The sequence below is a fragment of the Xylanibacter ruminicola genome (genome assembly GCF_900107775.1).
GTDB lineage: Bacteria > Bacteroidota > Bacteroidia > Bacteroidales > Bacteroidaceae > Prevotella > Prevotella ruminicola_C.
On record NZ_FNRF01000002.1, the window covers coordinates 465278 to 488117 of the forward strand.

General features: G+C 46.9%; 18 protein-coding genes, 4 tRNA genes and 1 pseudogene. 8 read left to right on the forward strand and 15 right to left on the reverse strand.

Annotated elements, in window-relative coordinates; translation table 11 throughout:
* From BLU97_RS05975 to BLU97_RS05985, 3 genes are all read left to right on the forward strand, one after another.
* Entirely contained in the window at positions 1 to 702 is a 702-nt protein-coding gene (locus tag BLU97_RS05975) for an ABC transporter ATP-binding protein (protein ID WP_074760692.1), read from the forward strand.
* 96 nt (positions 703 to 798) lie between these two features.
* The gene (feoB, locus tag BLU97_RS05980) at positions 799 to 3210 is read left to right on the forward strand and encodes a ferrous iron transport protein B (protein WP_074760693.1); all 2412 of its coding nucleotides are present in this window, start codon (positions 799 to 801) and stop codon (positions 3208 to 3210) included.
* Positions 3211 to 3277: 67 nt separating this feature from the next.
* Positions 3278 to 4345, forward strand: a complete 1068-nt coding sequence (locus tag BLU97_RS05985) for a glycoside hydrolase family 43 protein (protein WP_175456313.1) — start codon at positions 3278 to 3280, stop codon at positions 4343 to 4345.
* A 6-nt stretch (positions 4346 to 4351) separates the two neighbouring features.
* Here BLU97_RS05985 and BLU97_RS05990 read toward each other — a convergent pair whose 3' ends face one another.
* The 5 genes from BLU97_RS05990 to BLU97_RS06010 all read right to left on the reverse strand — a co-directional run bounded on the left by BLU97_RS05990 (position 4352) and on the right by BLU97_RS06010 (position 10592).
* Positions 4352 to 4939 (reverse strand): AbgT family transporter, encoded by a 588-nt coding sequence (locus tag BLU97_RS05990; protein ID WP_074760694.1) that lies wholly within the window; start codon positions 4937 to 4939, stop codon positions 4352 to 4354.
* Entirely contained in the window at positions 4929 to 5648 is a 720-nt protein-coding gene (locus tag BLU97_RS05995) for a DUF5932 domain-containing protein (protein WP_013064325.1), read from the reverse strand. The genes BLU97_RS05990 and BLU97_RS05995 overlap by 11 nt, the downstream gene beginning before the upstream one ends.
* Complete coding sequence (locus BLU97_RS06000) at positions 5630 to 8809, reverse strand: DUF5112 domain-containing protein (RefSeq protein WP_074760695.1); 3180 nt, start codon at positions 8807 to 8809, stop codon at positions 5630 to 5632. The genes BLU97_RS05995 and BLU97_RS06000 overlap by 19 nt, the downstream gene beginning before the upstream one ends.
* A gap of 61 nt (positions 8810 to 8870) precedes the next feature.
* Positions 8871 to 9539, reverse strand: a complete 669-nt coding sequence (locus tag BLU97_RS06005; protein ID WP_033150862.1) for a bifunctional 4-hydroxy-2-oxoglutarate aldolase/2-dehydro-3-deoxy-phosphogluconate aldolase — start codon at positions 9537 to 9539, stop codon at positions 8871 to 8873.
* A gap of 30 nt (positions 9540 to 9569) precedes the next feature.
* A complete protein-coding gene (locus tag BLU97_RS06010) occupies positions 9570 to 10592 on the reverse strand; it encodes a sugar kinase (protein WP_013065722.1) in 1023 nt (340 codons plus the stop codon).
* 200 nt (positions 10593 to 10792) lie between these two features.
* Here BLU97_RS06010 and BLU97_RS06015 point away from each other — a divergent pair.
* From BLU97_RS06015 to BLU97_RS06030, 4 genes and pseudogenes are all read left to right on the forward strand, one after another.
* Positions 10793 to 11861: pseudogene (locus tag BLU97_RS06015) on the forward strand (LacI family DNA-binding transcriptional regulator).
* 26 nt (positions 11862 to 11887) lie between these two features.
* Positions 11888 to 13381, forward strand: a complete 1494-nt coding sequence (locus BLU97_RS06020; RefSeq protein WP_074760696.1) for a UxaA family hydrolase — start codon at positions 11888 to 11890, stop codon at positions 13379 to 13381.
* On the forward strand, positions 13378 to 14652 hold the full coding sequence (locus BLU97_RS06025; RefSeq protein ID WP_074760697.1) for a Na+/H+ antiporter NhaC family protein: 1275 nt from the start codon (positions 13378 to 13380) through the stop codon (positions 14650 to 14652). Before BLU97_RS06020 ends, BLU97_RS06025 begins: the two co-directional genes overlap by 4 nt.
* Positions 14649 to 15458: a hypothetical protein gene (locus tag BLU97_RS06030; RefSeq protein ID WP_139208867.1), complete on the forward strand. Its 810-nt coding sequence runs from the start codon at positions 14649 to 14651 to the stop codon at positions 15456 to 15458. Before BLU97_RS06025 ends, BLU97_RS06030 begins: the two co-directional genes overlap by 4 nt.
* Here the strand turns inward: BLU97_RS06030 and BLU97_RS06035 are convergent.
* Positions 15423 to 16319 carry a glycoside hydrolase family 25 protein gene (locus tag BLU97_RS06035; RefSeq protein WP_254771671.1) on the reverse strand — a complete coding sequence of 299 codons (897 nt, stop codon included), beginning with the start codon at positions 16317 to 16319 and terminating at the stop codon, positions 15423 to 15425. The two genes, BLU97_RS06030 and BLU97_RS06035, sit on opposite strands and share 36 nt — an antisense overlap.
* A gap of 97 nt (positions 16320 to 16416) precedes the next feature.
* On the opposite strand from BLU97_RS06035, the gene BLU97_RS06040 reads away from it, so the two are divergent.
* Positions 16417 to 17688, forward strand: coding sequence for a clostripain-related cysteine peptidase (locus BLU97_RS06040; protein WP_175456314.1), 1272 nt, complete (start codon positions 16417 to 16419; stop codon positions 17686 to 17688).
* Here the strand turns inward: BLU97_RS06040 and gldE are convergent, their stop codons facing one another.
* The 9 genes from gldE to BLU97_RS06085 form a co-directional block, all read right to left on the reverse strand.
* Positions 17689 to 19002: a gliding motility-associated protein GldE gene (gene gldE, locus BLU97_RS06045; RefSeq protein WP_074760700.1), complete on the reverse strand. Its 1314-nt coding sequence runs from the start codon at positions 19000 to 19002 to the stop codon at positions 17689 to 17691.
* On the reverse strand, positions 18974 to 19336 hold the full coding sequence (locus BLU97_RS06050) for a single-stranded DNA-binding protein (protein ID WP_013063962.1): 363 nt from the start codon (positions 19334 to 19336) through the stop codon (positions 18974 to 18976). Before BLU97_RS06050 ends, gldE begins: the two co-directional genes overlap by 29 nt.
* A 24-nt stretch (positions 19337 to 19360) precedes the next feature.
* Positions 19361 to 19903: a hypothetical protein gene (locus BLU97_RS06055; protein ID WP_074760701.1), complete on the reverse strand. Its 543-nt coding sequence runs from the start codon at positions 19901 to 19903 to the stop codon at positions 19361 to 19363.
* A gap of 39 nt (positions 19904 to 19942) precedes the next feature.
* Positions 19943 to 20015, reverse strand: a tRNA-Gly gene (locus BLU97_RS06060).
* Between the two features lie 19 nt (positions 20016 to 20034).
* Positions 20035 to 20121 (reverse strand) — tRNA-Leu (locus BLU97_RS06065).
* Positions 20122 to 20144: 23 nt separating this feature from the next.
* A tRNA-Leu gene (locus tag BLU97_RS06070) sits at positions 20145 to 20226 on the reverse strand.
* A 51-nt stretch (positions 20227 to 20277) separates the two neighbouring features.
* A tRNA-Gly gene (locus BLU97_RS06075) sits at positions 20278 to 20350 on the reverse strand.
* A 133-nt stretch (positions 20351 to 20483) separates the two neighbouring features.
* Complete coding sequence (nspC, locus tag BLU97_RS06080; protein ID WP_074760702.1) at positions 20484 to 21605, reverse strand: carboxynorspermidine decarboxylase; 1122 nt, start codon at positions 21603 to 21605, stop codon at positions 20484 to 20486.
* A complete protein-coding gene (locus BLU97_RS06085; protein WP_074760703.1) occupies positions 21605 to 22747 on the reverse strand; it encodes a hybrid sensor histidine kinase/response regulator in 1143 nt (380 codons plus the stop codon). Before BLU97_RS06085 ends, nspC begins: the two co-directional genes overlap by 1 nt.
* Positions 22748 to 22840 lie beyond the last annotated feature (93 nt).

Here is a 22840-nt window from a genome sequence, read left to right on the forward strand (position 1 = left end):
ATGATTACAATCAACCATTTGAAGAAGGCGTTTGGCAACACCGTTGCCTGCGACATTGAACAGTTCAAAATCAACGACGGCGAGATTCTCGGCCTCGTAGGTAACAATGGTGCAGGTAAGACCACGCTCTTCCGCATGCTGTTAGACCTGCTGAAACCCGATGAGGGTGATGTAGCACTCGATGGCATTAACCCCGCCCAGAGCGAGGAATGGAAGGCCGCTACAGGCTCGTACATCGACGAGGGTTTCCTTATCGATTTCCTCACACCCGAGGAGTACTTCGCATTTATCGGTAAGATTACTGATAAAACGCAGGAAGAGGTTGACGAGCGACTGAAGGACTTCGAGAAGTTCGCTGCCGGTGAGATTTTCGGACAGAAGAAACTGATTCGTAACCTCTCGGCTGGTAACAAACAGAAGGTAGGTATCATCTCTGCCCTGTTTAACAACCCCAAGCTGGTGATTCTCGATGAGCCATTCAACTTCCTCGATCCTTCGAGCCAGAACACGCTCAAGCATGTGCTTACCGAGTACAACAAGCGTACTGGCGCTACAATTCTGGTTTCGAGTCATAACCTGGCACACACCATCGACATCTCTACACGCATTGCGCTGCTGGAGAAAGGGCACATCGTTCGCGATCTGGCCAATGCCGACGGAAGTGCACGTACCGAACTCGAAAATTACTTTGAGACAGAATAACCTATCATCATTTTTAGGTATTTTATAAAAACTTGCGACCTTTGCAATCGGGTTGCAAGTTTTTTTTCGTACCTTTGCACTCAAAATAAATAAGTTATGAAACTGTCGGAACTGAAAACAGGCGAAAAAGGTATAATAGTAAAGGTGCTGGGCCACGGCGGATTCCGTAAGCGCATCATCGAAATGGGTTTTATTCGTGGTCAGGAGGTTGAGGTATTGCTCAACGCCCCGCTACAGGATCCCGTGAAGTACAAGCTGATGGGCTACGAGGTGAGTCTGCGTCATCAGGAGGCTGATAATATCGAGGTGGTATCGGCCGATACACCATTCGAGGCTACTACCTTTAATCTGAATACCGATCAGCAGCATCGCCATGAGGATGATTATATCCGTCATGAGGCCATGAAGGAGCGTCGTACCATCAACGTAGCGCTGGTGGGCAATCCTAACTGCGGTAAGACATCGCTGTTCAACTATGCATCGGGTGCTCACGGCCATGTGGGTAACTACAGCGGTGTAACGGTGGATGCCACCGAGGCACATGCATCGATGTTCGGTTACGAGTTTAACCTGACCGACCTGCCTGGCACTTACTCGCTCTCGTGCTATTCGCCCGAGGAACTGTATGTTCGTCAGCATCTGACAGAAAAAATGCCCGATGTGGTGATTAACGTCATCGACTCGTCGAACCTGGAGCGTAACCTGTATCTTACCACCCAGCTGGTGGATATGAATATACGCATGGTGTGCGCGCTGAACATGTACGATGAGTTTGAGCGCCGTGGCGACCAGATTAACCTCGAAACGCTGAGCACGCTGTTTGGTATGCCAATGATTCCTACATCGTTTAAGAGTGGCCAGGGCGTAAAAGATCTGTTTCGTGCCGTAATCCAGGTGTACGAGGGTACCAGTAAGTTCTCGCGCCACCTGCACATCAACTACGGTCATGAGATCGAGGACGGCATCTCGCATATCCAGAAGTACCTGAAGGCCGACGAGCATATCACCCAGCACTACTCTACCCGATACCTGTCACTGAAGCTCCTGGAGCACGACAGTCAGGTGCTGGAGTACCTGGGCAACCACATGGCTGGTGAGCAGCGTATACAGGACTTCCGTAACCTGACCACTGAGCGCGATAAGGCATCGGCCCGTGTAAAGGAAGAAACAGGTAGCGATAGCGAAACAGCGATTATGGACGCTAAGTACGGATTTATCAACGGTGCCCTGAAAGAGGCCGGCTATAAGACCGGTCATAAGAAAGACACCTATAAGACGACACATACCATCGACAATATCCTGTCGCATAAGTACTTCGGATTCCCCATCTTCTTCCTCTTGCTCTATGTGATGTTCCAGACCACCTTTACACTGGGACAGTACCCTATGGACTGGATTGAAGCTGGTGTGGCCTGGTTAGGCGAAAAAATTAGCGAAGGCATGACCGACGGACCGCTGAAGGCCATGCTAGTAGATGGTGTCATCGGTGGTGTGGGCAGTGTGATTGTGTTCCTGCCACAGATTCTGATACTCTACTTCTTCATCTCGCTGATGGAGGATTCGGGCTATATGGCGCGTGCTGCCTTTATCATGGATAAACTGATGCACAAGATGGGACTGCACGGCAAATCGTTTATCCCCCTTATTATGGGCTTTGGCTGTAACGTGCCTGCCGTGATGGCTACACGTACCATCGAGAGCCGCCGCTCGCGTATCATCACCATGATGATTCTGCCGTTTATGAGCTGTTCGGCACGACTGCCCATCTATATCATGATAGCCGGCACATTTTTCTCGCTGCAGTACCGCTCGTGGGTATTGCTGTCGCTCTATGCCATCGGTATCGTGGTGTCGGTAGTAGTCAGCAAAATCTTCTCATCGCTTGTTATTAAGGGCGAGGACACGCCATTTGTCATGGAGCTGCCACCTTATCGCTGGCCAACACCAAAGGCCATCTGGCGCCATACCTGGGAGAAAGGTAAGGAGTACCTGAAGAAGATGGGAGGCATTATCCTGGTGGCCAGTATCATTGTATGGGCATTGGGCTATTTCCCACACAACGAGGAGCTGACTCGCGAACAACAGCAGGAGCAGAGCTACATTGGACGTATGGGTAAAACCGTAGAGCCCATCTTTGCCCCACAGGGCTTTAACTGGAAACTGGATGTATCGCTGTTGGCTGGTGTTGGTGCCAAGGAGATTGTGGCCTCGACCATCGGTGTATTGTATAGTGGCGACGACAGCTTTGGCGATGACGACAGCTTTAGCGACGACACCGAGAAGTACACCCGTCTGCGCCAGATGATGCTGAATGAAGGTATCACCCCACTGGCTGCCTATGCCTATCTGATATTTATTCTGCTGTACTTCCCCTGTATAGCTACCATTGCCGCCATCAAGCACGAAACAGGCTCGTGGCGCTGGGCTGGCTTTGCCGCCGTTTACACCTCTGTGGTGGCCTGGATAGCCAGTATGCTGGTGTTCCAGATAGGCAGTTTGTTGATATAAGCTAATAAATTTGGTACTTTCGATATTTCTTTGTATCTTTGTCGCCGTTAAAACAATTTTACTAACGATGAAGAAAAGATTACATTGGTTATTGGCAGCACTCTTGCTGGGCACGCCAAGCATCGGCTATGCCCAGAAGGGAAATCTGCAGAAAGGTGATTATGGATTCCTGTATTGCCACATGAACGATCATGGACGCGCATGGACAGCCTATGCCTTGAGTCGAGATGGTTTTCATTATAAGGACCTGCTGAAAGGCGACTCTATCTTTAGCGATGCTGAACATGCCCGTATCGAAGGCGCCACACGCGATGCTTACATCTGTCGTAAGCACGATGGCAAAGGCTACCTGATGGTGTGCACCGATATGAACGTAGGTGCCCGCGACCGCTTGGGTAAGGTAGAGACTTGGGATAACTACGGTATCGACCTGTTGCGTAGCGACGACCTGATTCACTGGAAGTCGGTAACGTTCGACTATCGTAAGGGTACACAGATTTTCTCTGATCCTGACGCTCCCAGCGTATACAAGAACTGGAGTACCATCAACCGTGTATGGGCACCACAGATTGTATGGGACGAGGATTATGTATGGCCTAACGGCAAGAAGGGCGGCTATATGGTTTACTACTCGATGCGCAACCGTGGCGAGGACCACTACGACCGCATGTACTACTCGTATGCCGACGAGACCTTTACCACACTCACCCAGCCTAAGCTGTTGTTTGACTGGGGCTACGCTACCATCGATGCCGATATCAACTGGGTTGAGGCCGACCAGAACTGGCACATGATGATTAAGAAAGAAGGTGGTAAGGCCGGTTTGTTTACCGCTACGGCACCTAAGCTTACTGGACCATGGAGCGAGCCTGTAGAGGACGATTACGTGAACTTTGAGGGTAATAAGAGCTGTGAGGGTGTAAGTGCTTTCCAGTTGCCTGGACAGAAAACCTGGGTGATTGCCTATATCGAGTATTCGTCGCACCCACGCAACTATCGTCTGTGTCTGGCCGATGAGCATATGCGTAACTTCCACTCACCCCGTAATATCGAGGGCGTGAAAGCACCACAGCACGGATCGTTTATGCGCCTTACCAAGAAGGAGTACAAACGACTGGAGAAACTGCTGAAGTAATCGTTGTTATCCAAATACAAAACGCAACGAGGCGTACAGCTGGATAGCAAAGATATAGATAATAATCAGGGAAGAGCCCTGACGTAAGCCATAGGAGAGGATGTCGAGCACATCTTCTCCTTTTTGTTTGTTGCCCGAGATGATACCATACACCACCGAGAACAGCGTTACGCCAAAGCAGATGATAGGCACCAGACCACGACTAAATGCCGATGGGAACAGATGGCCGCTGAACGACAGAAGTATGGCATGAGGCATCAGGGTAAGCATGGAGATAACCATGGCGTAGAGCACCATAAATACGATGGCAACACGCAGTGCCAGGCGGTTACGGAACGAAGCCTCGCCCTTGGCGGCGAAATGCCGCAGCACCCCACTCTGCTTTAAGCTACCGCCAGCAATGAGTGCTAACAGTAGCCAAGCCAGCAGTGGATTGGCAATGATGTTGGAGAACCCGCCAAAGAACCAGCGTATGCCCTCGGATGAGAGCATAGAGCGTACACCCTCGATACGGGCTGCTGAGAGCAACCACGACACGATGATCAGCACACTCTCGGCCACCAACAACCCCATGCATACACGACTACTCTTCATCGGCTTCGAGATTATCGATATCCAGAATACGCAGCTCTAAAGCACGTACCACCAGACGGGTGGCGTTAATACCGCTGGCACCCTCGGGGAACAGCTTCTGAATCAACTCGTTCTGACGCTTTTCCAGGCTCTTCACACCAAAAGGCATGCCACGCAGGTTTGTTATCTGCTCCTTTGTAAAACCTAAGGCCAGATGGCGCAGGAATCGCTCGTCGTACTCATCTATCTCGTAGTTTACCAGGGCCTCCTGCTTAACCAGTTCGCCACTAACAGCACGCTTAAAGCGCTCTACAATCTTTTCGAGGATAGGCTCGTTGAACACCAGCTGCTTGCCATCCATTACGGCCGATACATCGCGACGTGTGAGCAGCTCGCCTGTCTTCAGGATGATACCATCGGCACCGGCATCAAGCACATCTACCCACAGCTTCTCGTTCAGTATCTCACCTGTAAATATCAGCACCTTTACATCGGGATGCACCTCCTTGGTGTGACGGCAGATCTCTACACCTACGGTAGTAGAACCACCCAGTCCCAAATCAAGCAGCACCAGGTCGGGCTTCTGCTGCTTGATCAGGCGCCAATAGGCCTGCTCGTTCTCGGCTGTTCCAATCACTTCGGCCTCGGGAATATCACTCTTCACGATGCCAAGGGTGCCCTTAAGCTCCAGGGGCACATCTTCTACTATTATTACTTTGAAGTTTTCCATACGCTTGGTAATGTTATAATCATATTTGTTGTATTGTCTTGTATAGTGGCATAGATACCGCAGCCACGGCGGTTGGTTGCCTCGCCTAAATCGCGTACTATCTGGCGGCACAGCAGGTAAGGCAGATGATCCTTCGAGGGCGTGAACAGATCGGCAGCCTGACTCTCGGTAAGCTTGAGTTGAGGCATGGGCACACGCACCTCGATATAACCGCCATCGCGTGGCGTATATTCGGGCTGCAGCTTGGCATCGGCCTGTTTGCGCAGGATATCAAAGAGATAGCGCACCAAGGTTTCGTCGCCCAGAATACTATGATGCAACGGCTTGAGATGCAAGCGGGTGCGCTCGGTTTGGCGTAAGGCCTGCTGCGACAGAACACCGTAAAGCTCACGGTAATAGGTGGTTACCTCGCCTAACGATTCCATGTCGCCCGTATCAAGCAACTGCTGGATGCGCGAGGGATAGTACATGGTTTCGTGCTTAAGAGCCGACAAGCAGTTGTCGAGTACGGCATTCGATACATGCAGGTTGCTATCGTCAAGCTCGGCACGGCGCAACTCATCGTCGAGCAGTTCCAGATCGGTAATACGTTGCTGCTCGCGTACAAACCTATCATATAAGCGGTGACGGTAATACAACAGGTAATAGGCGGGCACAATGGATATCATCAGCAGTATCAGCAGGATGATAGCTATCGTTTTGTTGGTTTGCGACTGCTGCATGTTACGACAGTAATCGCCCAACGTATTATCGGCCGACATCTCCTTAAACAGCTGCGTGTAGATGCGGTTGTTGTAGCTATAAAGCTGCCACTCATGTAGTGCCAGAGCTGCCACTGCACTCTCGTTACGGATGTCGAGAATAATATGATAGTTGGTGTTGAGGCTATCGTGGAACCACTTGATTTCGGGTGGCATAAGCGACGGGTTTCCCATCTGGCGCATCAGGTATCGACCGTGTGGCACTTGCTGACGGTAATGCTGGTTCAGGTAGTATCTACAGGTATCGGCAAAGCGCAGTGTACGCTCGTAGTTGCCGTTGATATTACTGAAATAGGCCGAGTCGGAATAGATACTGGCCATACCCAGGGCGTCAATCTCGGGCTGCTGCGCCAGCATCTGCATAGGTAGCATAGACAGTAGCACAATAATCAAACGGGCAACGCCACGTGGCAGTCTGAAGAACAAGCGTGAGCCCTTGCCTAGGCTGCTGGTAGCACCAATCTGACACACAGAGAATATCTGACTGATCTTGCGATACTTCTCGATGATACCCTTACAGTTAAGCAATCCAAAGCCATGACCTTCAACAATCTTATGATCAAATAGGTGATCGAGCTGCTCCTGAGTCATCCCCATACCGGTATCCTCAACAGCTATCTCAACATAATCATTGGTCTGTGTGGCTGATACATTCACCCTACCCTCTCGGTCGGTAAACTTGCGGGCGTTATCGGCCAGGGTGTTCAGCATAAACAGCGTCAGCACGCGGTCGGCCTTTACAACGGCCTCTGTGGGCTCTACGTTCAGTTCTACGCCCTTCATCTGGAACGAGGTACGTCCCTTAAGCAGCACATCAAACAAAGGCTGTAACGGGAAACTCTCGATGTGCAGACTGAGTTCGCCCTGGCGTAGCTGTATCCAGTACGTCAGCACATCGTTGTAAGAGTTAATCTGATTGATGAGCTCACGGATATAAGTTAATCGTTCCTGGCGGTTAGAACTATCAGTTTCCAGCCTAGAAACCTCGTGGATGATGCGATCGATGAATGGTGTGGTATTGCATACCAACGACACCTTGGCACGCTGCTCCAGGTTGCGGCGCTCGTTGTTCTCAACCTGCAACAGCTGGGCGGCCAGTTGCTCGTTCTTTTGCTCAAACAGGTTATCGGGCTCATCAGGCTGCGATTTCTTCTTGTTCAGGTAGTTAAACAGCCACAACGAGAATAACAGCAGGATGATGGCCGCTACAACGAGTATGAGCATCAGGTTAAGCTGTGTAAGCTGTCGTTCGTACTGGTAGGCACGGGCCTCAAGCTGACGGTCCTGACGGGTAGTTTCCTGCAGGTCGAGGTACAAATTGCGGTTCTCGTCGCTCTGCTGCTTATCATCAATGGCAGCGTAAGCCACACTGAGCTGTTCGCGGATAGATGCCACCAGATCGGGTGCCTGATTAATGATGGAATCCGACAAGGCCTGCTCCAGATTAAAGAGTGCCGAACGGTAGTCGCCTATCTGTCGGAAACATGAAGCCAGCGTACGGTAAGCACCTGCTATCTGATACACATCGCCATAGCGCTCAAAGATATTCAAGGCGTTCTCGGCCAGGAAGCCTGGCAGTACCTCCTCTTCTATCCCTAAGGGATTGATAAACTTGAAAGCTGGCAGGTTATCGTCGATCAGTTGACGGCGATAAACGGGGTCCATCAGATGCTCCGACAGTGCCTCAAGGGCGTTGGCAGCGAAATAAGGATAATCGCCTTTACGCGCTGTGAGGAAGCAGCGCATCAGCTTGTCGAACTCATTTTGGTTAATCTCCTGTTGGGTTCCCTGCGTGATAATTCCGCCAGCACCGATGTTATACAGGTAGTTGAGGTATTGTGCTGTATCGCGCTGTACTTCTTCGGGATTGATGGCATTAAGCGCATCAATCGACTGTTGCTCGAGTCCTACATAATAATAGTAGGTGGAGTTAACGATGGCATATTCGGTTTCGGCATACAGTAGCAGACGTTCGTCGCGCTCGGTAAGTTGGTTGCGCTCTTCGTTAATACGCTGCATGGTACGGTCGGCCATCTCACGGTACTCGTGGAAAGCACGGTTGTTGGAACGGCGCTGACAAAGGCGCATCTGCTGAACGTAAGCTATCAGGTGCTGCAGCTGGTTATCGGTTGTTTCGATAACATCATTCAATTGCTGTTCGGCATCATTGTAACGCATACGTACAATGTTGACGAAAGCCATATTGTTGAGAGCCTCTGCACGTCCAGCAGGATAGTTGGCTGCCAGTTCGTACGAACGGCGTGCAATGGCTTCGGTAGAGTCGAGATTACGATAGTGATAGGCATAGGATTGAGAATTCAGCTTGTCGACCGCTTGCCTATCAGGGCGTGCACAAGCTGAGATCAAGATGGTTGATAATATGAATAGCCAGAATTTCATGTTAGTTAAAAAACGAATCCCCCTCGCTCACCATTTTAGGAGCGAGAGGGATGATATTGTATTAAGCACGAGCCTTGGCGATGTAACCGAGTGCTTCTTTGCACTTATCGGTAACATACTGCCAGTCGCCGGCCTTAACCTTATCGCTTGGGAAGAGCTTTGAACCCATACCAACGCAGTAAACACCAGCCTTGAACCACTTAGTGAGGTTCTCCTCCTCAGGAGCAACACCACCAGTAACCATGATCTTTGACCAAGGCATTGGAGCCTTCAGACCTTTTACCATGTTAGGACCTACTACATCGCCAGGGAATACCTTTGTGAGGTCGCAACCCAGCTCCTGAGCCTTACCAATCTCGCTAACGGTCATACAGCCTGGGCAGTATGGAACCAAACGACGATTACATACAGGCGCAATCTCGGGGTTGAACAGAGGACCTACAACGAAGCAGGCACCCAGCTGCAGGTACATAGCTGCTGTAGGGGCATCAACAACAGAACCGATACCCAGAGCCAGCTCAGGGCACTCCTTATCGGCCCACTTTACCAGCTCGCCAAATACCTCCTGAGCAAAGTCGCCACGGTTGGTGAATTCGAAAGCACGAACACCACCCTCGTAGCAAGCCTTTACTACATTCTTACAAACTTCGACGTCCTTATTATAGAAAACAGGAACCATAGGTGCGGCGGCAATCTTTGCCATCACCTGCAATTTATCAAACTTTGCCATAATTGTCAATCTTCAATTTTCAATGATCAATTAACGCTGTACACGTCCATTGGCATTACCTCCAGCCAGACTCTCAACCTCATCAACAGATACCAGGTTAAAGTCGCCATTGATAGTGTGCTTCAGAGCCGAAGCAGCAACAGCAAACTCGAGAGCCTCGCCCTGGGTAGCCTTGGTGAGCAGACCATGAATCAAACCACCAGAGAAAGAGTCGCCACCACCAACACGGTCGATGATAGGATTAATCTCATAGCGCTTGCTCTGGTAGAACTCCTTACCATTATAGATAAGAGCCTTCCAACCATTGAAGGTTGCGCTGTAGCTCTCGCGGAGTGTAGAAACAACGTACTTGAAACCAAACTCCTGCATCATCTGCTTGAAGATGCCCTCGTAACCGGCTGCATCGGTCTGACCACCCTCTACATCAGCATCGGGCTTGAATCCGAGACAAAGCTCTGCATCCTCTTCGTTACCAATACAAACATCAACATATTTCATCAATGGGCGCATGATTGAAATAGCCTTCTCGCTGGTCCACAGCTTCTTACGGAAGTTCAGGTCAACTGATACAGTTACACCATGGCGCTTTGCAGCCTCACAAGCCAACTTGGTGAGCTCGGCAGCCTTGTCGCTGATAGCTGGGGTGATACCACTCCAGTGGAACCAGGCAGCACCCTCCATGATAGCGTCGAAATCGAAATCAGAAGGATCAGCCTCGGCGATTGATGAATGAGCACGGTCGTAAATAACCTTTGATGGACGCATTGAAGCACCTGTCTCAGCATAGTACAAACCTACACGGTCGCCACCACGAGCAACGAACTGGGTGTTTACACCATAACGACGAAGTGCGTTAACTGCAATCTGTCCGATTTCGTGCTTGGGCAACTTAGATACGAAGTAAGCCTCGTGACCGTAGTTAGCCACTGAGATTGCTACGTTAGCCTCACCACCACCAGGGATGATGCGGAATGACTCACTCTGAATGAAACGGTCGTTGCCCTGAGGCGAGAGGCGAAGCATAATCTCGCCCAAAGTTACAATTTTTGCCATTGCTTTGTTTGATTTTTTTGATATATTTTCAACTTATTTTGTTCGTTTGTGAGGCAAAGATAGGAAGTTTTTTTGAGCCACGCAAATTTTTAGCAGGTTTTGTGCTAAAAAACTTACGGAAACGATTTCGAAGCAAATAAATGACTAAGAAATTTGGAAAATCAGAAAATATTTGTACCTTTGCACAAAAATCTGAGATTATGGCAAAGGAGAATATTACGATTAAGGATATTGCTGCACGCGCAGGAGTGTCGACGGGTACCGTTGACCGTGTGCTTCACAATCGTCCTAATGTGTCTAAAGCTGCATTGGAAAAGGTAAACAAAGCCCTGGAGGAAATGGACTACCGTCCCAATATGTACGCCTCGGCTTTGGCATATAATAAGGAATATACGTTTTATTGTGTATTGCCTAAACACGAACAGGAAGCTTACTGGGATGAAATCGAAGAAGGTGCTATGGCATGTACAGAATTCCGTCGTGATTTTGGTATCAAACTTAAGTTCATCTACTATGAGCGTTTCAACCCACCAGCATTTACCAAAATGGTTCGCGAGTTGTTCACCGCCAAGATTGATGGTGTGATCATCGTGCCCGCTACGCTGGAGCAGACAGCCCGTTTTACTGAGAAACTAATCGAGAGAAATATCCCTTATGTGCTGCTCGACTCGTATATGCCTGATTTGAAACCATTGTCGTTCTTCGGTCAGGATTCGTTTGCCAGTGGCTATTTCGCAGCTAAGATGCTGATGCTGATTGCCAATAAGGAAAAGGAAATTGCTCTGATGAAGCAGACACGCGATGGTATCGTAGGTTCAAAGCAGCAGGCTAACCGTGAGACTGGGTTCCGCCATTATTATGGTAGATCATTTCCCTCAGATTAAGATTACCGAGGTAGACCTTCCTTTGGACGAGGATCACAAGGATTACGATGGTATTCTGGAGAAGTTCTTCTCTACCCACCCTCACGTACATCATTGTATTACCTTTAATTCAAAAGCTCACATTGTTGGTGAGTTCCTGCAGAAGAGTAATCGTCGTAATGTACAGATTATGGGATACGATATGGTGGCTAAGAACGAGGAGTGTGTACGTAAAGGCAGCATTTCGTTCCTGATTGCCCAGCATGCTTACCAGCAGGGATATGCTAGTGTTGATGCACTGTTTAACGCCATCGTGATGAAGCGTGCCGTGAATCCCGTGAATTACATGCCTATCGAGATTCTGACCAAGGAAAACGTAGATTTCTATCGTAGAACAGCAATATAAACTAAAACAAAACAGTAAATAAAAGAATGGAACAAGCTACATTTTTGAAGATTAACCCTGCCGATTCGGTAGTGGTTTGTTTGCAGCCCAAAAAGAAAGGAGAGATTATTGAAGTAGATGGTAAGCAGATTACCGTGAATCAGGATACACCAGCAGGCCATAAGGTACTGATTAAGAATGTGACAGCTGGTGCCGACATTATCAAATATGGCTATCCTATCGGTCATGCTATGCAGGATTTGAAGGCAGGCGATTGGGTGAACGAGAATAATCTGAAGACCAATCTGGCTGGTACTCTCGAGTATACATATAATCCTGTAAACGAGAAACTTAATATCAAGAACGACAACCGTAGCTTTAAAGGCTATGTACGTAAGAACGGCGACGTGGGTATCCGTAATGAGATTTGGATTGTGCCCACTGTTGGTTGCGTAAATGGTATTGCCGAACGCCTGGTTAAGGAGTTGAAGAAAGAAACCAACGAGCAGGGTGTGGATGCTATCTATGCCTGGCATCATAACTATGGTTGTTCGCAATTGTCGGAGGATCATGAGAATACCCGTAAGGTGCTGCGTGATATCTGTCTGCACCCCAATGCCGGTGCCGTATTGGTGCTGAGCTTAGGTTGTGAGAACAATCAGCCCGAGGACTTCATGAAGATGCTGGGCGATTATGATAAAGATCGCATCAAGCTGCTGGTAACTCAGCGTGTTGACGATGAGATGGAGGCTGGTATGGAGATGCTGCGTGAGCTGTATCAGTTGGCAAGCAAGGATGTTCGTACCGAAGTACCTGTTAGCAAACTGCGTGTTGGATTGAAGTGTGGTGGTTCAGATGGATTCTCTGGTATCACTGCTAATCCATTGGTTGGCGAATTCTCTGACTGGTTGGTTGCTCAGGGCGGAACATCAGTATTGACCGAGGTGCCCGAGATGTTTGGCGCTGAAACCATCCTGATGAACCGTTGCACTACCGAAGAGCTGTTTAACCAGACAGTATCTATGATTAATAACTTCAAGAACTATTTCCTGTCGCATGGTGAGCCTGTTGGCGAGAACCCAAGTCCTGGCAACAAGGCTGGTGGTATCTCTACCCTCGAGGATAAGGCACTGGGATGCACACAGAAGTGTGGTAAGGCCCCTGTAAGCGGTGTGATGGAATATGGCGACAGACTGCAGAACCCAGGTTTGAATCTGCTTTCGGCACCTGGTAATGATTTGGTTGCAGCTACTGCCCTCGCCTCTTGTGGTTGTCACTTGGTATTGTTTACTACTGGTCGTGGTACGCCATTCGGCACCTTTGTACCAACCATGAAGATTGCCACCAATCCTGATCTGGCATCGCGCAAGAAGAACTGGATCGACTTCTCGGCTGGTCAGCTGATCGAGGGTCGTACCATGCAAGAATTGGTACCTGAGTTTATCGATAAGGTATTGGCTGTTGCCAGTGGCGAGAAAGCCAAGAACGAAGAGAACGATTATCGTGAAATATCAATCTTTAAAAACGGTGTAACACTGTGAAGAAAGGAATCATCGCATTATCACCTATCGTGGTGTTTATCTTATTCTACTTAGTCACCAGCATTATTGCTGGTGACTTTTACAAAATTCCCATTACTGTAGCCTTTATGATTTCGAGTATCTATGCTATTGCCGTATTTACAGGCAGACCGCTGATGCACAGAATCAACAACTATAGTCGTGGAGCCGCCACAGAACAGATGATGCTGATGATTTGGATATTTGTGTTAGCAGGTGCTTTTGCGCATTCAGCCAAGCAGATGGGTAGTATCGATGCTACCGTTAATCTGGCATTAAGTCTGCTACCACCCCAGATGATATTTGCGGGCATGTTTCTGGCTGCCTGCTTTATCTCGCTTTCTATCGGAACAAGCGTGGGTACGATTGCTGCCCTGACGCCAATTGCCGTAGGTCTGGCCCAGGAAACGGGGGTCGACCAGGCTATGATGACCGCTATTATTGTGGGCGGTTCGTTCTTTGGCGATAATCTGTCGTTTATCTCCGATACCACCATTATGGCCACCCAAACGCAAGGATGCCGGCTGAGCGATAAGTTCAGGGTAAATGCATTTATTGTGATGCCTGCTGCTTTGGTGATACTGGTTGCTTATTATTTCCTTGGTCAGGATACCATGGCTCCACAGCAGATTCCGGCTGTTGAATGGGTAAAGGTAATACCTTACTTAACAGTGCTTGTAACGGCTGTATGCGGCATGAATGTGATGGCTGTATTAACTATAGGTATTGTGCTATGTGGTATCATTGGTATATTTACAGGGTCTTTCGACCTCTATGGATGGTTTGGCGCCATGGGCGATGGTATCATGTCGGTGGGCGAACTGATTATTGTGACGATGATGGCAGGCGGTATGCTTGAGCTGATAAAACAGCAAGGCGGTATCGACTTTATCATTAATCAGCTTACACGTCGTGTTAGCAGTAAGCGCGGTGCTGAACTGAGTATTGCCACACTGGTATCGCTGGTAGATGTTTGTACTGCTAATAATACAGTTGCCATCTTGACTGTAGGCGATATAGCCAAACAAATTGGTGATCGCTATGGTGTAGATAATAAGAAGTGTGCCTCGATATTAGACACATTCTCATGTACGGTTCAGGGGTTGATACCATATGGTGCCCAGTTGCTGATAGCTGCTGGTTTGGCATCGGTTAATCCTGTTGCCATCCTACCCTATCTTTACTACCCATTTGCACTGGGTGTTGTAGCCATTCTATCTATCTTACTGCGTTATCCCAAAAGATACTCATGAATATTATTCAGCGAAATTTTTTCAGACTTCTTCGATGTGGTGCTTTCCAGACAACTGAGGTTCTTGAGCCTATGTCGGTGCATAAATGGAGTAAACTGTATCAGCTTGCTACGGTGCACAGTGTTCAGTCGTATGTATATCAAGGTCTTAAGAGCTGTCAGGATCAGTTCAATCTTCATTTAACCGAAGCTCAGTGGAAACAATGGCTCACGGCAAAAGAGAACGATGAGGATAACGACGAAGATGAACTGTTGCGTCCGGATAAGCTTACCAACCCTTTGCTGAACCGCCAGTTGCAGAATATTCTCGACGATGAGCAGTCGGACATCAATACGCGCAGAATGTTGATCCGTATTATCAGTATAGCACGAAGAATCCTGAACGAGGGTCTGCCTTTGAAACTGCTGATTGAATTAGGTTTGACGCTTCGTGCAAACAATAGTAAAGCGGATTACGAGGTGTTGGGTAGTTGGCTGAAGAAATTGCATTTTGAACAGATGGCACAGCTCGAGGCTACGTTGCTAATGGATTTGTTTGGCTTGGAAGCCAAGGATATACCATTTTCTGAAAGTGATGCCGACCGCAAAACAATTGTTGTAGCAAAGGAACTGGCCGAATATACTAATATCCGTCAGGACTTTTATTTCTCACAAGGCTCGGATAGTATTTTTGTACACACCAGCAATGGCGGTGCCTTGATTAATCATATCAAGCGCTCTGCCCGTTATATGCGTTTCATTCCTTCGGAGGCTTTTACCAATTTCTTTGCATCATTTGCCCACTCGCTTACGCATATCGAAGAATGACACATTCTTCCCTACATGTCGTATGTGATTGAACCTGATTTCGCGCAATCCATGATTGCCCATGAATCGGCTTTTATCCACGCTTCCACGGATACCTACAATGCGTCCATGACTAGTGTATTGCCACATGGTGATGTCGCGTCCGTCGGCCAATACTGGCTCTTCTTCGGTGTACATCGCAATCATCAACTTGTAATCATTAATCTTGCCTACAAGATGCTTATTGTAGAAGTTGCGGAACGTATATATCAGTGGTTGCTGATGATAGGCCTCTTCTATTAAATCCAGAAAAGCATACAGCGAATCGCAGAATTCCTCAGATGAAAGTCCGCCTGTGGTCTCAACATCAATCATTGGTATCAGGTCCTGTTCGCCTGGTCGGCATTGTGTCATAAAGTTCTCAAGCTGAGTCATTACAGGCGTTTTAGGACGGAAGAAGTGATAGGAGCCTACTTTCAGTCCGTGACGGTGAGCTAAGTCGATATTGCGTTCGTATTGGGCATCAATGCGATCGCCACCCTCGGTAGCTTTCAGATACACATAAGCCATCTTGGTGTTCTCTCCTACAGTCTCCCAGAATACTTCGCCCTGGTAATGCGACAAGTCGATACCGTGCACATGACTGCAAGTATCCTCACATTGTAAGAATGGGTCGTAATTAGGATCGGTAAGTAAACGCGGATCAGGACGGTATTGGGCTACCGCACGTTTCTTGGTTTTCTTGCCTTTTTTATGTTTGCTCACCACTCTATGTGTTCTGTGCTTAGAGTGGTGCTTGTTGTATCTTGAACGTTGAGCAAATCCATCGTTGGCGCCGAGCATTAACATGCATAATGTCAGCAATATATATAGTTTCTTCATTATATTCATTGTTTTGCGATGCAAAGATACTAAAAAAACAAATAAAAATGTAGGATATTTCATAATTCTTTGTAACTTTGCCACAAATTTTGATTATATGCATAAGATTATTATAGGACTTTTAGGGATAGCGTTACTATGTTCGTGCAATAAGAAAGACGATCCGGAACCTACACCAGAACCAACGGTTTACGACCGAACTGTACTTGTATATATGTCAGGCGAGAACGACCTGACAACTAGCGGCTTTATGGCTGATGATTTGCTGGAGATGGACGAAGGTTCGTATCAGCTGAACGATAACCAGCATTTGATTGTTTTTATCGATTCTGTAGGAAAAACCAATCTTCCACACATTATTGAGATTGCTAATGGAAAACGAAAGGTGCTGTATCAGTACGACAGCGAATTCCCTGCTAGCGATCCCAGTAAATTCCGCGAGGTTATACAATGGACGATAGATAACTATCCATCAAAAGACTATGGATTAGTACTATGGGGACATGCTACAGGCTGGGCCGTTGATGCCGACTCTGTAGCCGATGCAAACAAAACCAGAGCCTATGGCTACGATTACGGGTATGATTTATATAAAGATAGTAAAGCCATGAATATCACCCAAATGGCTAAAGCCCTTGAGGATCTGCCTAAGTTTAAGTATATCTTTGCCGACTGCTGTTGCTTCATGTGTGCCGAGAGTGCTTATGAACTCCGTAATGCCGCTGATTATCTGATTGGTTCGCCTGCCGAGATTCCTGCTGAGGGAGCGCCATATAATACGATCATGAAGGCGTTATTCTCAAGTTCATCTACATTCTATCAGGATATATGCGATATATATTACGATTACTATCTTGATGCTTATAATACCAGTGATTATGCTTATCTTAACTTAAATGGATATAGTGTACCTATGTCGGCAGTAAAACTATCAGAGATGGAATCATTGGCTCAGGCTACTAACACTATCTTATCTACTATTTCTTCGAAAATCACCAGTCCTGCCGTATTAGACCTTTCTGGACTGCCATTTTATTTTGTAAGTACTGCTTATATTTACTCTGATATCAAGGTGATGTATGATATGTCGTCGGTATTATATAAATATGCTTCTGCGAGTGATTATAACCAGTGGTTAACAGCATTCAATAAGGCAGTGTCCTATTATGTTGTATCAACTAAATGGCAAACAGTTTATAATACGTTGCTTAATAGCTTTGGTAGCTTTCCTGTCAACGATGCCATGTGGGGGTGTTTGAGCATGTATTTCCCTCAGCAAGAATACGACTATTGCACCTACAAATATAATTCGCGTATAAAGAACTTCCAATGGTACTATAGCGTGAACTGGAATAATTACGGTTGGTAATTATTCCGCCACGTGGATAACGACTTTTATCTTCGAAATACGATGACCATCTAACTCCGTAACCTCGAAGGTAAAGTTTTTGTAGTCCAAACGTTCGTGCAGTTCGGGGAAATCGCCCTTAATCTCAAGCAGCAGTCCTGCCAGCGAATCAGCATCACCTTCAACATCTTCGAATGTCTCGTCATCGATGTCCAGGATCTTGTAGAAATCGCTCAGCAAGGTCTTACCCTCGAATATATAGGTGTTGGCATTTATACGTGTGTACGACTTCTCTTCCTCATCGTACTCGTCATTAATCTCGCCTACAATCTCCTCCAGGATATCCTCGAGTGTTATAATACCGCTAGTACCGCCAAATTCATCCACTACAATTGCAATGTGTACCTTATTCTCTTGGAAATCGCGCAGCAAATCGTCGATTTTCTTTGTCTCTGGTACAAAATATGGTGGACGTATCAATGACTGCCAACGGAAAGTGGCAGGCTTTGACAGGTGTGGCAGTAAATCCTTGATATAAAGGATACCGCGGATATTATCGATGGTATCCTGATAAACAGGAATACGCGAATAATTATTCTCGATAATACATTTCAATACTTCGGGGAAAGGCAGACTAAAGTCGAGGTCAACCACATCCTGACGACTGGTCATAACCTCTTTGGCTGTCTCATCGCCAAAGCGCACAATACCCTCAAGCATGTTCTTCTCGTCCTTCAACTCTTCTTTGTCGGTAAGTTCCAGAGCTTGCTCCAAATCATCTACGCTTAGTGCACGATTCTCTTTCTGTACCACCTTCTCGGCAATGATACCCGAGCGGATAAGTACCGATGATAACGGATAGAACAACTTGCGCAGTACCATGATGCTACCAGCAACCCTACGGCAGAATGATAAAGCACGCTGACCTGCATATACCTTTGGCATTATTTCACCAAACAGTAACAGCAGGAATGTGAGCAATACAGTGATGACTACAAACTGCAGCCAATAGGCACCGCCGAAATCTATTACATGTGCAAAGAAATAGTTGCAAAGCATGATAATGGTTACGTTTACCAGATTATTTGTAATCAGTATCGTAGCCAGTGTACGCTCCGAATCCTCGCGTAATTGAAGAATATTCTTATCCGAATCATTCTTCTCGTCGTTCAGCTCATTCAAATCGTTAGGCGAAAGAGAGAAGAATGCAATTTCAGAGCCAGAGGCAAAACCGGAAAATAAAAGAAGTAAACCTGCTATTATAATAGCTATCACAGCACCCATGGTTGGTGCTGTGACAGTTACTTCACTCAGGATTTGTTGAAGATAGTCCATTGTCTGATTTTGGTGAAAGCATTTCCATATTATCCGCCCATATCTCTGTGGCATAACGACGCTGACCTTGTTTGTCATCGTACGTAGTGTAGCGGATGCGGCCCTCTATATAAAGTTTATCTCCCTTATGTACATATTTCTCTACAATCTCAGCCAGTCGGCGCCAAAGAATCACATTATGCCAATCAGTATGATCGGGCACCTGTGTGCCATTCTGCAGCGTATAGCCACGTTCGGTTGTTGCTAATCTGATACGAGCAACTGCTACACCTTGGTCAACATATCTTACTTCGGGGTCTTGGCCAACATTGCCAATAAGCATTACCTTATTCATAATAGGAGCGTTTATATAGATTGATTACTTAGCTTTGCCGAGATAACGGAACTTAAAGTTCTTACCTTTAGGTGATGGGAACTGACTGCGTGAGTCAACACGGTCGCGCAGATAGTCGATCATGCGCTCATAGCACTCCATGCCCGAGAAAGCCTTTACGCGGGCAGCAAACTGGGTGTCGCGATACTGGAACTTGCCAGTACCAGGTACTAAAAGAACGCGCTTAAAGTCTAAATATCCTTCGTACCATCCTTCGTTAATCTCATTCAGTCGCATCAAGGTAGGTGTTACCTTCGAAGGTTGCTCGTTCGGCTCTGCCGAATGAACAGCTTTCTTATCTTTGAAGTCCTGCATTGTTGCAGCTTCGGTCTTTATGATGATAAAATAAACACGAGGATGAACTTTATATCTTTTGGGATAGAAAACGTCGCTTGATGCATACTCACGAATATCTGCTTCAAGAAGCGGATTCATCTCAATCTCGTCTATCGAACTTAAAAATTCTATAGCCTCGTCTACGGTTGGTACGAGAGTTTCTCGATCAAAATATCTTAAGTATAAATTCATGTTTGTTTTTGAAAAAGATGTTGTTTTCCTATAAAGAAGAGCGGAAAACGGGACTCGGACCCGCGACCCCAACCTTGGCAAGGTTGTGCTCTACCAACTGAGCTATTTCCGCAAGAATGTCAATTTAAAAATGGTGAAGAGGAGGAGACTCGAACTCCCACGTCGCAATTGACACTACCCCCTCAAAGTAGCGCGTCTACCAATTCCGCCACCTCTCCAACATACGCTGAATAAAAAAGAGTGCCCAGAACAGGACTCGAACCTGCACGCCTTGCGGCACACGCACCTGAAACGTGCGCGTCTACCAATTCCGCCACCTGGGCATTTTTGTCATTAAGGCCATTCCTTAACGTCTCTTTTTTGTTCAACAAGTGAGCGGAAAACGGGACTCGGACCCGCGACCCCAACCTTGGCAAGGTTGTGCTCTACCAACTGAGCTATTTCCGCGTTGTTCTCTTTATCAGAGGCATCTCTCTTGATTGCGGGTGCAAAGGTAATGCTTTTTTTTGAACTGACAAACTTTTCAGCGATTTTTTTTCGAAAAAAGTGCCATTTTATCGATTTGTTTACAAAAACAGCACTAATCCATGCGATTTCGGTAGTCTTCGTACCCAAAACGGCGTAAAATCTCTAATTTGCCATTTGCATGCAACATACCTATAGCTGGATGTGAAATTCCGTTAAAAGTGCAAGTTTTTACGGTTGTGTAGTGAATCATATCCTCAAAAATAATTTCTTCACCTACTTTTAATTCGTGATCAAAAAGCCATGAACCCATAAAATCACCACTCAAACAACTGTTGCCTCCCAAACGGTAAGTCATCGGTTCGGTAGCTTTTTTCATCTCTACTATCTCGGCACCTCGTACTTCAGGCATGTATGGCATCTCCAAACAGTCGGGCATGTGGCAGGTAAAGCTCACATCAAGAATGGCAGTTTTAATACCTTTATCTTCTACTATATCTACTACGTGCGACACCAGAGGTCCGGTTTGCCATGCAAAAGCACTACCTGGTTCCAGTATAATCTTCAACCATGGATAGCGTTTCTTAAAGTCCTGTATTATTTTAATGAGCAGTTCTACATCGTAATCCTTACGTGTCATCAGATGACCGCCACCAAAATTAATCCATTTGAGTTGTGGAAACCACTTGGCAAATTTTTCCTCAATATGTACCAGTGTGCGCTGGAATACATCTGGCCCACTTTCGCAAAGCGTATGACAATGGAATCCTTCGATATCTTCCGGAAGTTGTTCTGGAAGTTTATCGGCAGTAATGCCAAAACGGCTACCAGGCGCGCATGGATTATATAATAAGGTACTAACTTCAGAATATTCAGGGTTAACACGCAGACCCAAAGATACAGATTTGGCTTGCTTGTGGAATCGCTCATATTGCGAAAGCGAGTTGAATGTGATATGCGATGAACATTTCACAATCTCGGGAAACTCTTCTTCGGTATAGGCGGGTGAGTAAGTATGGGCAGGTGCCTTAAACTCCTCGAATGCCAGACGGGCCTCCGACAGCGAACTTGCTGTGGTGCTGTTAATGTACTCACGGAAAATGGGGAACGTCTTCCAAAGGGCAAAAGCCTTGAAAGCAAGTATAACCTCAATATCGGCTTTCGCCGCAACTCCAGCAATCAAACTGAGGTTACGGCGAAGCTTTGTTTCTTCTATAATATAAATAGGTGTATTCATTATTTCTTTAGTGGAACAGTAAAACTAAAAGTACTACCTTGACCTTCGATTGATTCAACATAACAATCACCGCCATTCTTACGGGCGAAGTCCTGACAGAGTTGGAGTCCAAGTCCCGACCCCTCTTCACCGCCGGTTCCGTAGGTAGTGTCGCCTTTGCGGAAAATAGATCCGAGTCGATCGGCTGCGATACCTACACCATGATCGGTTACGCTAATCTTGGCGAAATCGCCTTCGGCAACCATGCTGATCTCGATAGTTGAATTCTCGGGCGAGAACTTGATGGCATTCGACAGGAAGTTGCGCATCACTGTTTTGAGCATATCGTTATCAGCAGTTACAATCAGATTACTTGCTGATGGCTGAAGGTCTAATTTGATATGCTTGGTTTGTGCAATCATCTCGAATATCTCAACTACACCAGGAATGATATCGTTCAAATCCAGATCCTGAACTACCACGCTCAAACGACCTGTCTGACTCTTAGTCCATTTCAGCAGATTGTCCAGCAGGTCGTGAACATCTTCTGATTCGCGATTGGCCTTATCAAGCAGTTCGTAGAGTTCGGCGCCTACGGTTTCAGGCGAAGTTGATGCAACTACCAGATTCAGTACCATACGGATGCTGGCCATTGGCGAACGAAGATCGTGGGCAATTACCGAGTACATCTTATCGCGGTTCGACAATGTGGCACGCAAGTCGCGGTTCTGCTGCTCGATGATACGCTTAGCGGCTACCAGCGAAATCTGCTGCATCACACGCATTACCAGTTCTTCCTTATTAAAGGGCTTGGTCAGGAAGTCATTGGCACCAACCTGGAATCCATGTACCAGATCCTGAGGTGTGTTCAACGCTGTGAGGAAAATAATGGGGATATCTTTTGTCTCTTCGTCTTTCTTCAGGATTACTGCTGTGTCAAAACCGCTGATATCGGGCATCATTACATCAAGCAGAATCAGGTCGGGATGTTCCTTCTTGGCCTGCTCGATGCATGTGGCGCCGTTATTGGCGGTACATACCTGAAATTTCTCGTTTGTCAGTAATATCTTCAAAAGTAAGACATTACTAACAACGTCGTCAACAATAAGTACTTTGTACTCACTGCGGTTTATTTTGGATTCAAGTGTATCTGCTACGTCCATGCCTAATAGGGTCAGTAATTGTTGATATTAACTTTGCAAAAATAGTGCAATAATTTGAAATAACCAAATTATTACACCATTTTTTTGCGTTTT

Bases quoted from the DNA above. Each gene is read 5' to 3' on its own strand.
- BLU97_RS05975 (WP_074760692.1), top strand. From the start codon at position 1: ATGATTACAATCAACCATTTGAAGAAGGCGTTTGGCAACACCGTTGCC.
- nspC (WP_074760702.1), bottom strand. From the start codon at position 21,605: ATGAATACACCTATTTATATTATAGAAGAAACAAAGCTTCGCCGTAAC.
- gldE (WP_074760700.1), bottom strand. From the start codon at position 19,002: ATGGACTATCTTCAACAAATCCTGAGTGAAGTAACTGTCACAGCACCA.
- BLU97_RS06085 (WP_074760703.1), bottom strand. From the start codon at position 22,747: ATGGACGTAGCAGATACACTTGAATCCAAAATAAACCGCAGTGAGTAC.
- BLU97_RS06055 (WP_074760701.1), bottom strand. From the start codon at position 19,903: ATGAATTTATACTTAAGATATTTTGATCGAGAAACTCTCGTACCAACC.
- BLU97_RS06000 (WP_074760695.1), bottom strand. From the start codon at position 8,809: ATGAAATTCTGGCTATTCATATTATCAACCATCTTGATCTCAGCTTGT.
- BLU97_RS06005 (WP_033150862.1), bottom strand. From the start codon at position 9,539: ATGGCAAAGTTTGATAAATTGCAGGTGATGGCAAAGATTGCCGCCGCA.
- BLU97_RS06020 (WP_074760696.1), top strand. From the start codon at position 11,888: ATGGAACAAGCTACATTTTTGAAGATTAACCCTGCCGATTCGGTAGTG.
- BLU97_RS05990 (WP_074760694.1), bottom strand. From the start codon at position 4,939: ATGAAGAGTAGTCGTGTATGCATGGGGTTGTTGGTGGCCGAGAGTGTG.
- BLU97_RS06030 (WP_139208867.1), top strand. From the start codon at position 14,649: ATGAATATTATTCAGCGAAATTTTTTCAGACTTCTTCGATGTGGTGCT.
- BLU97_RS06050 (WP_013063962.1), bottom strand. From the start codon at position 19,336: ATGAATAAGGTAATGCTTATTGGCAATGTTGGCCAAGACCCCGAAGTA.
- BLU97_RS06035 (WP_254771671.1), bottom strand. From the start codon at position 16,319: ATGAAGAAACTATATATATTGCTGACATTATGCATGTTAATGCTCGGC.
- BLU97_RS06010 (WP_013065722.1), bottom strand. From the start codon at position 10,592: ATGGCAAAAATTGTAACTTTGGGCGAGATTATGCTTCGCCTCTCGCCT.
- BLU97_RS05995 (WP_013064325.1), bottom strand. From the start codon at position 5,648: ATGGAAAACTTCAAAGTAATAATAGTAGAAGATGTGCCCCTGGAGCTT.
- BLU97_RS05985 (WP_175456313.1), top strand. From the start codon at position 3,278: ATGAAGAAAAGATTACATTGGTTATTGGCAGCACTCTTGCTGGGCACG.
- feoB (WP_074760693.1), top strand. From the start codon at position 799: ATGAAACTGTCGGAACTGAAAACAGGCGAAAAAGGTATAATAGTAAAG.
- BLU97_RS06040 (WP_175456314.1), top strand. From the start codon at position 16,417: ATGCATAAGATTATTATAGGACTTTTAGGGATAGCGTTACTATGTTCG.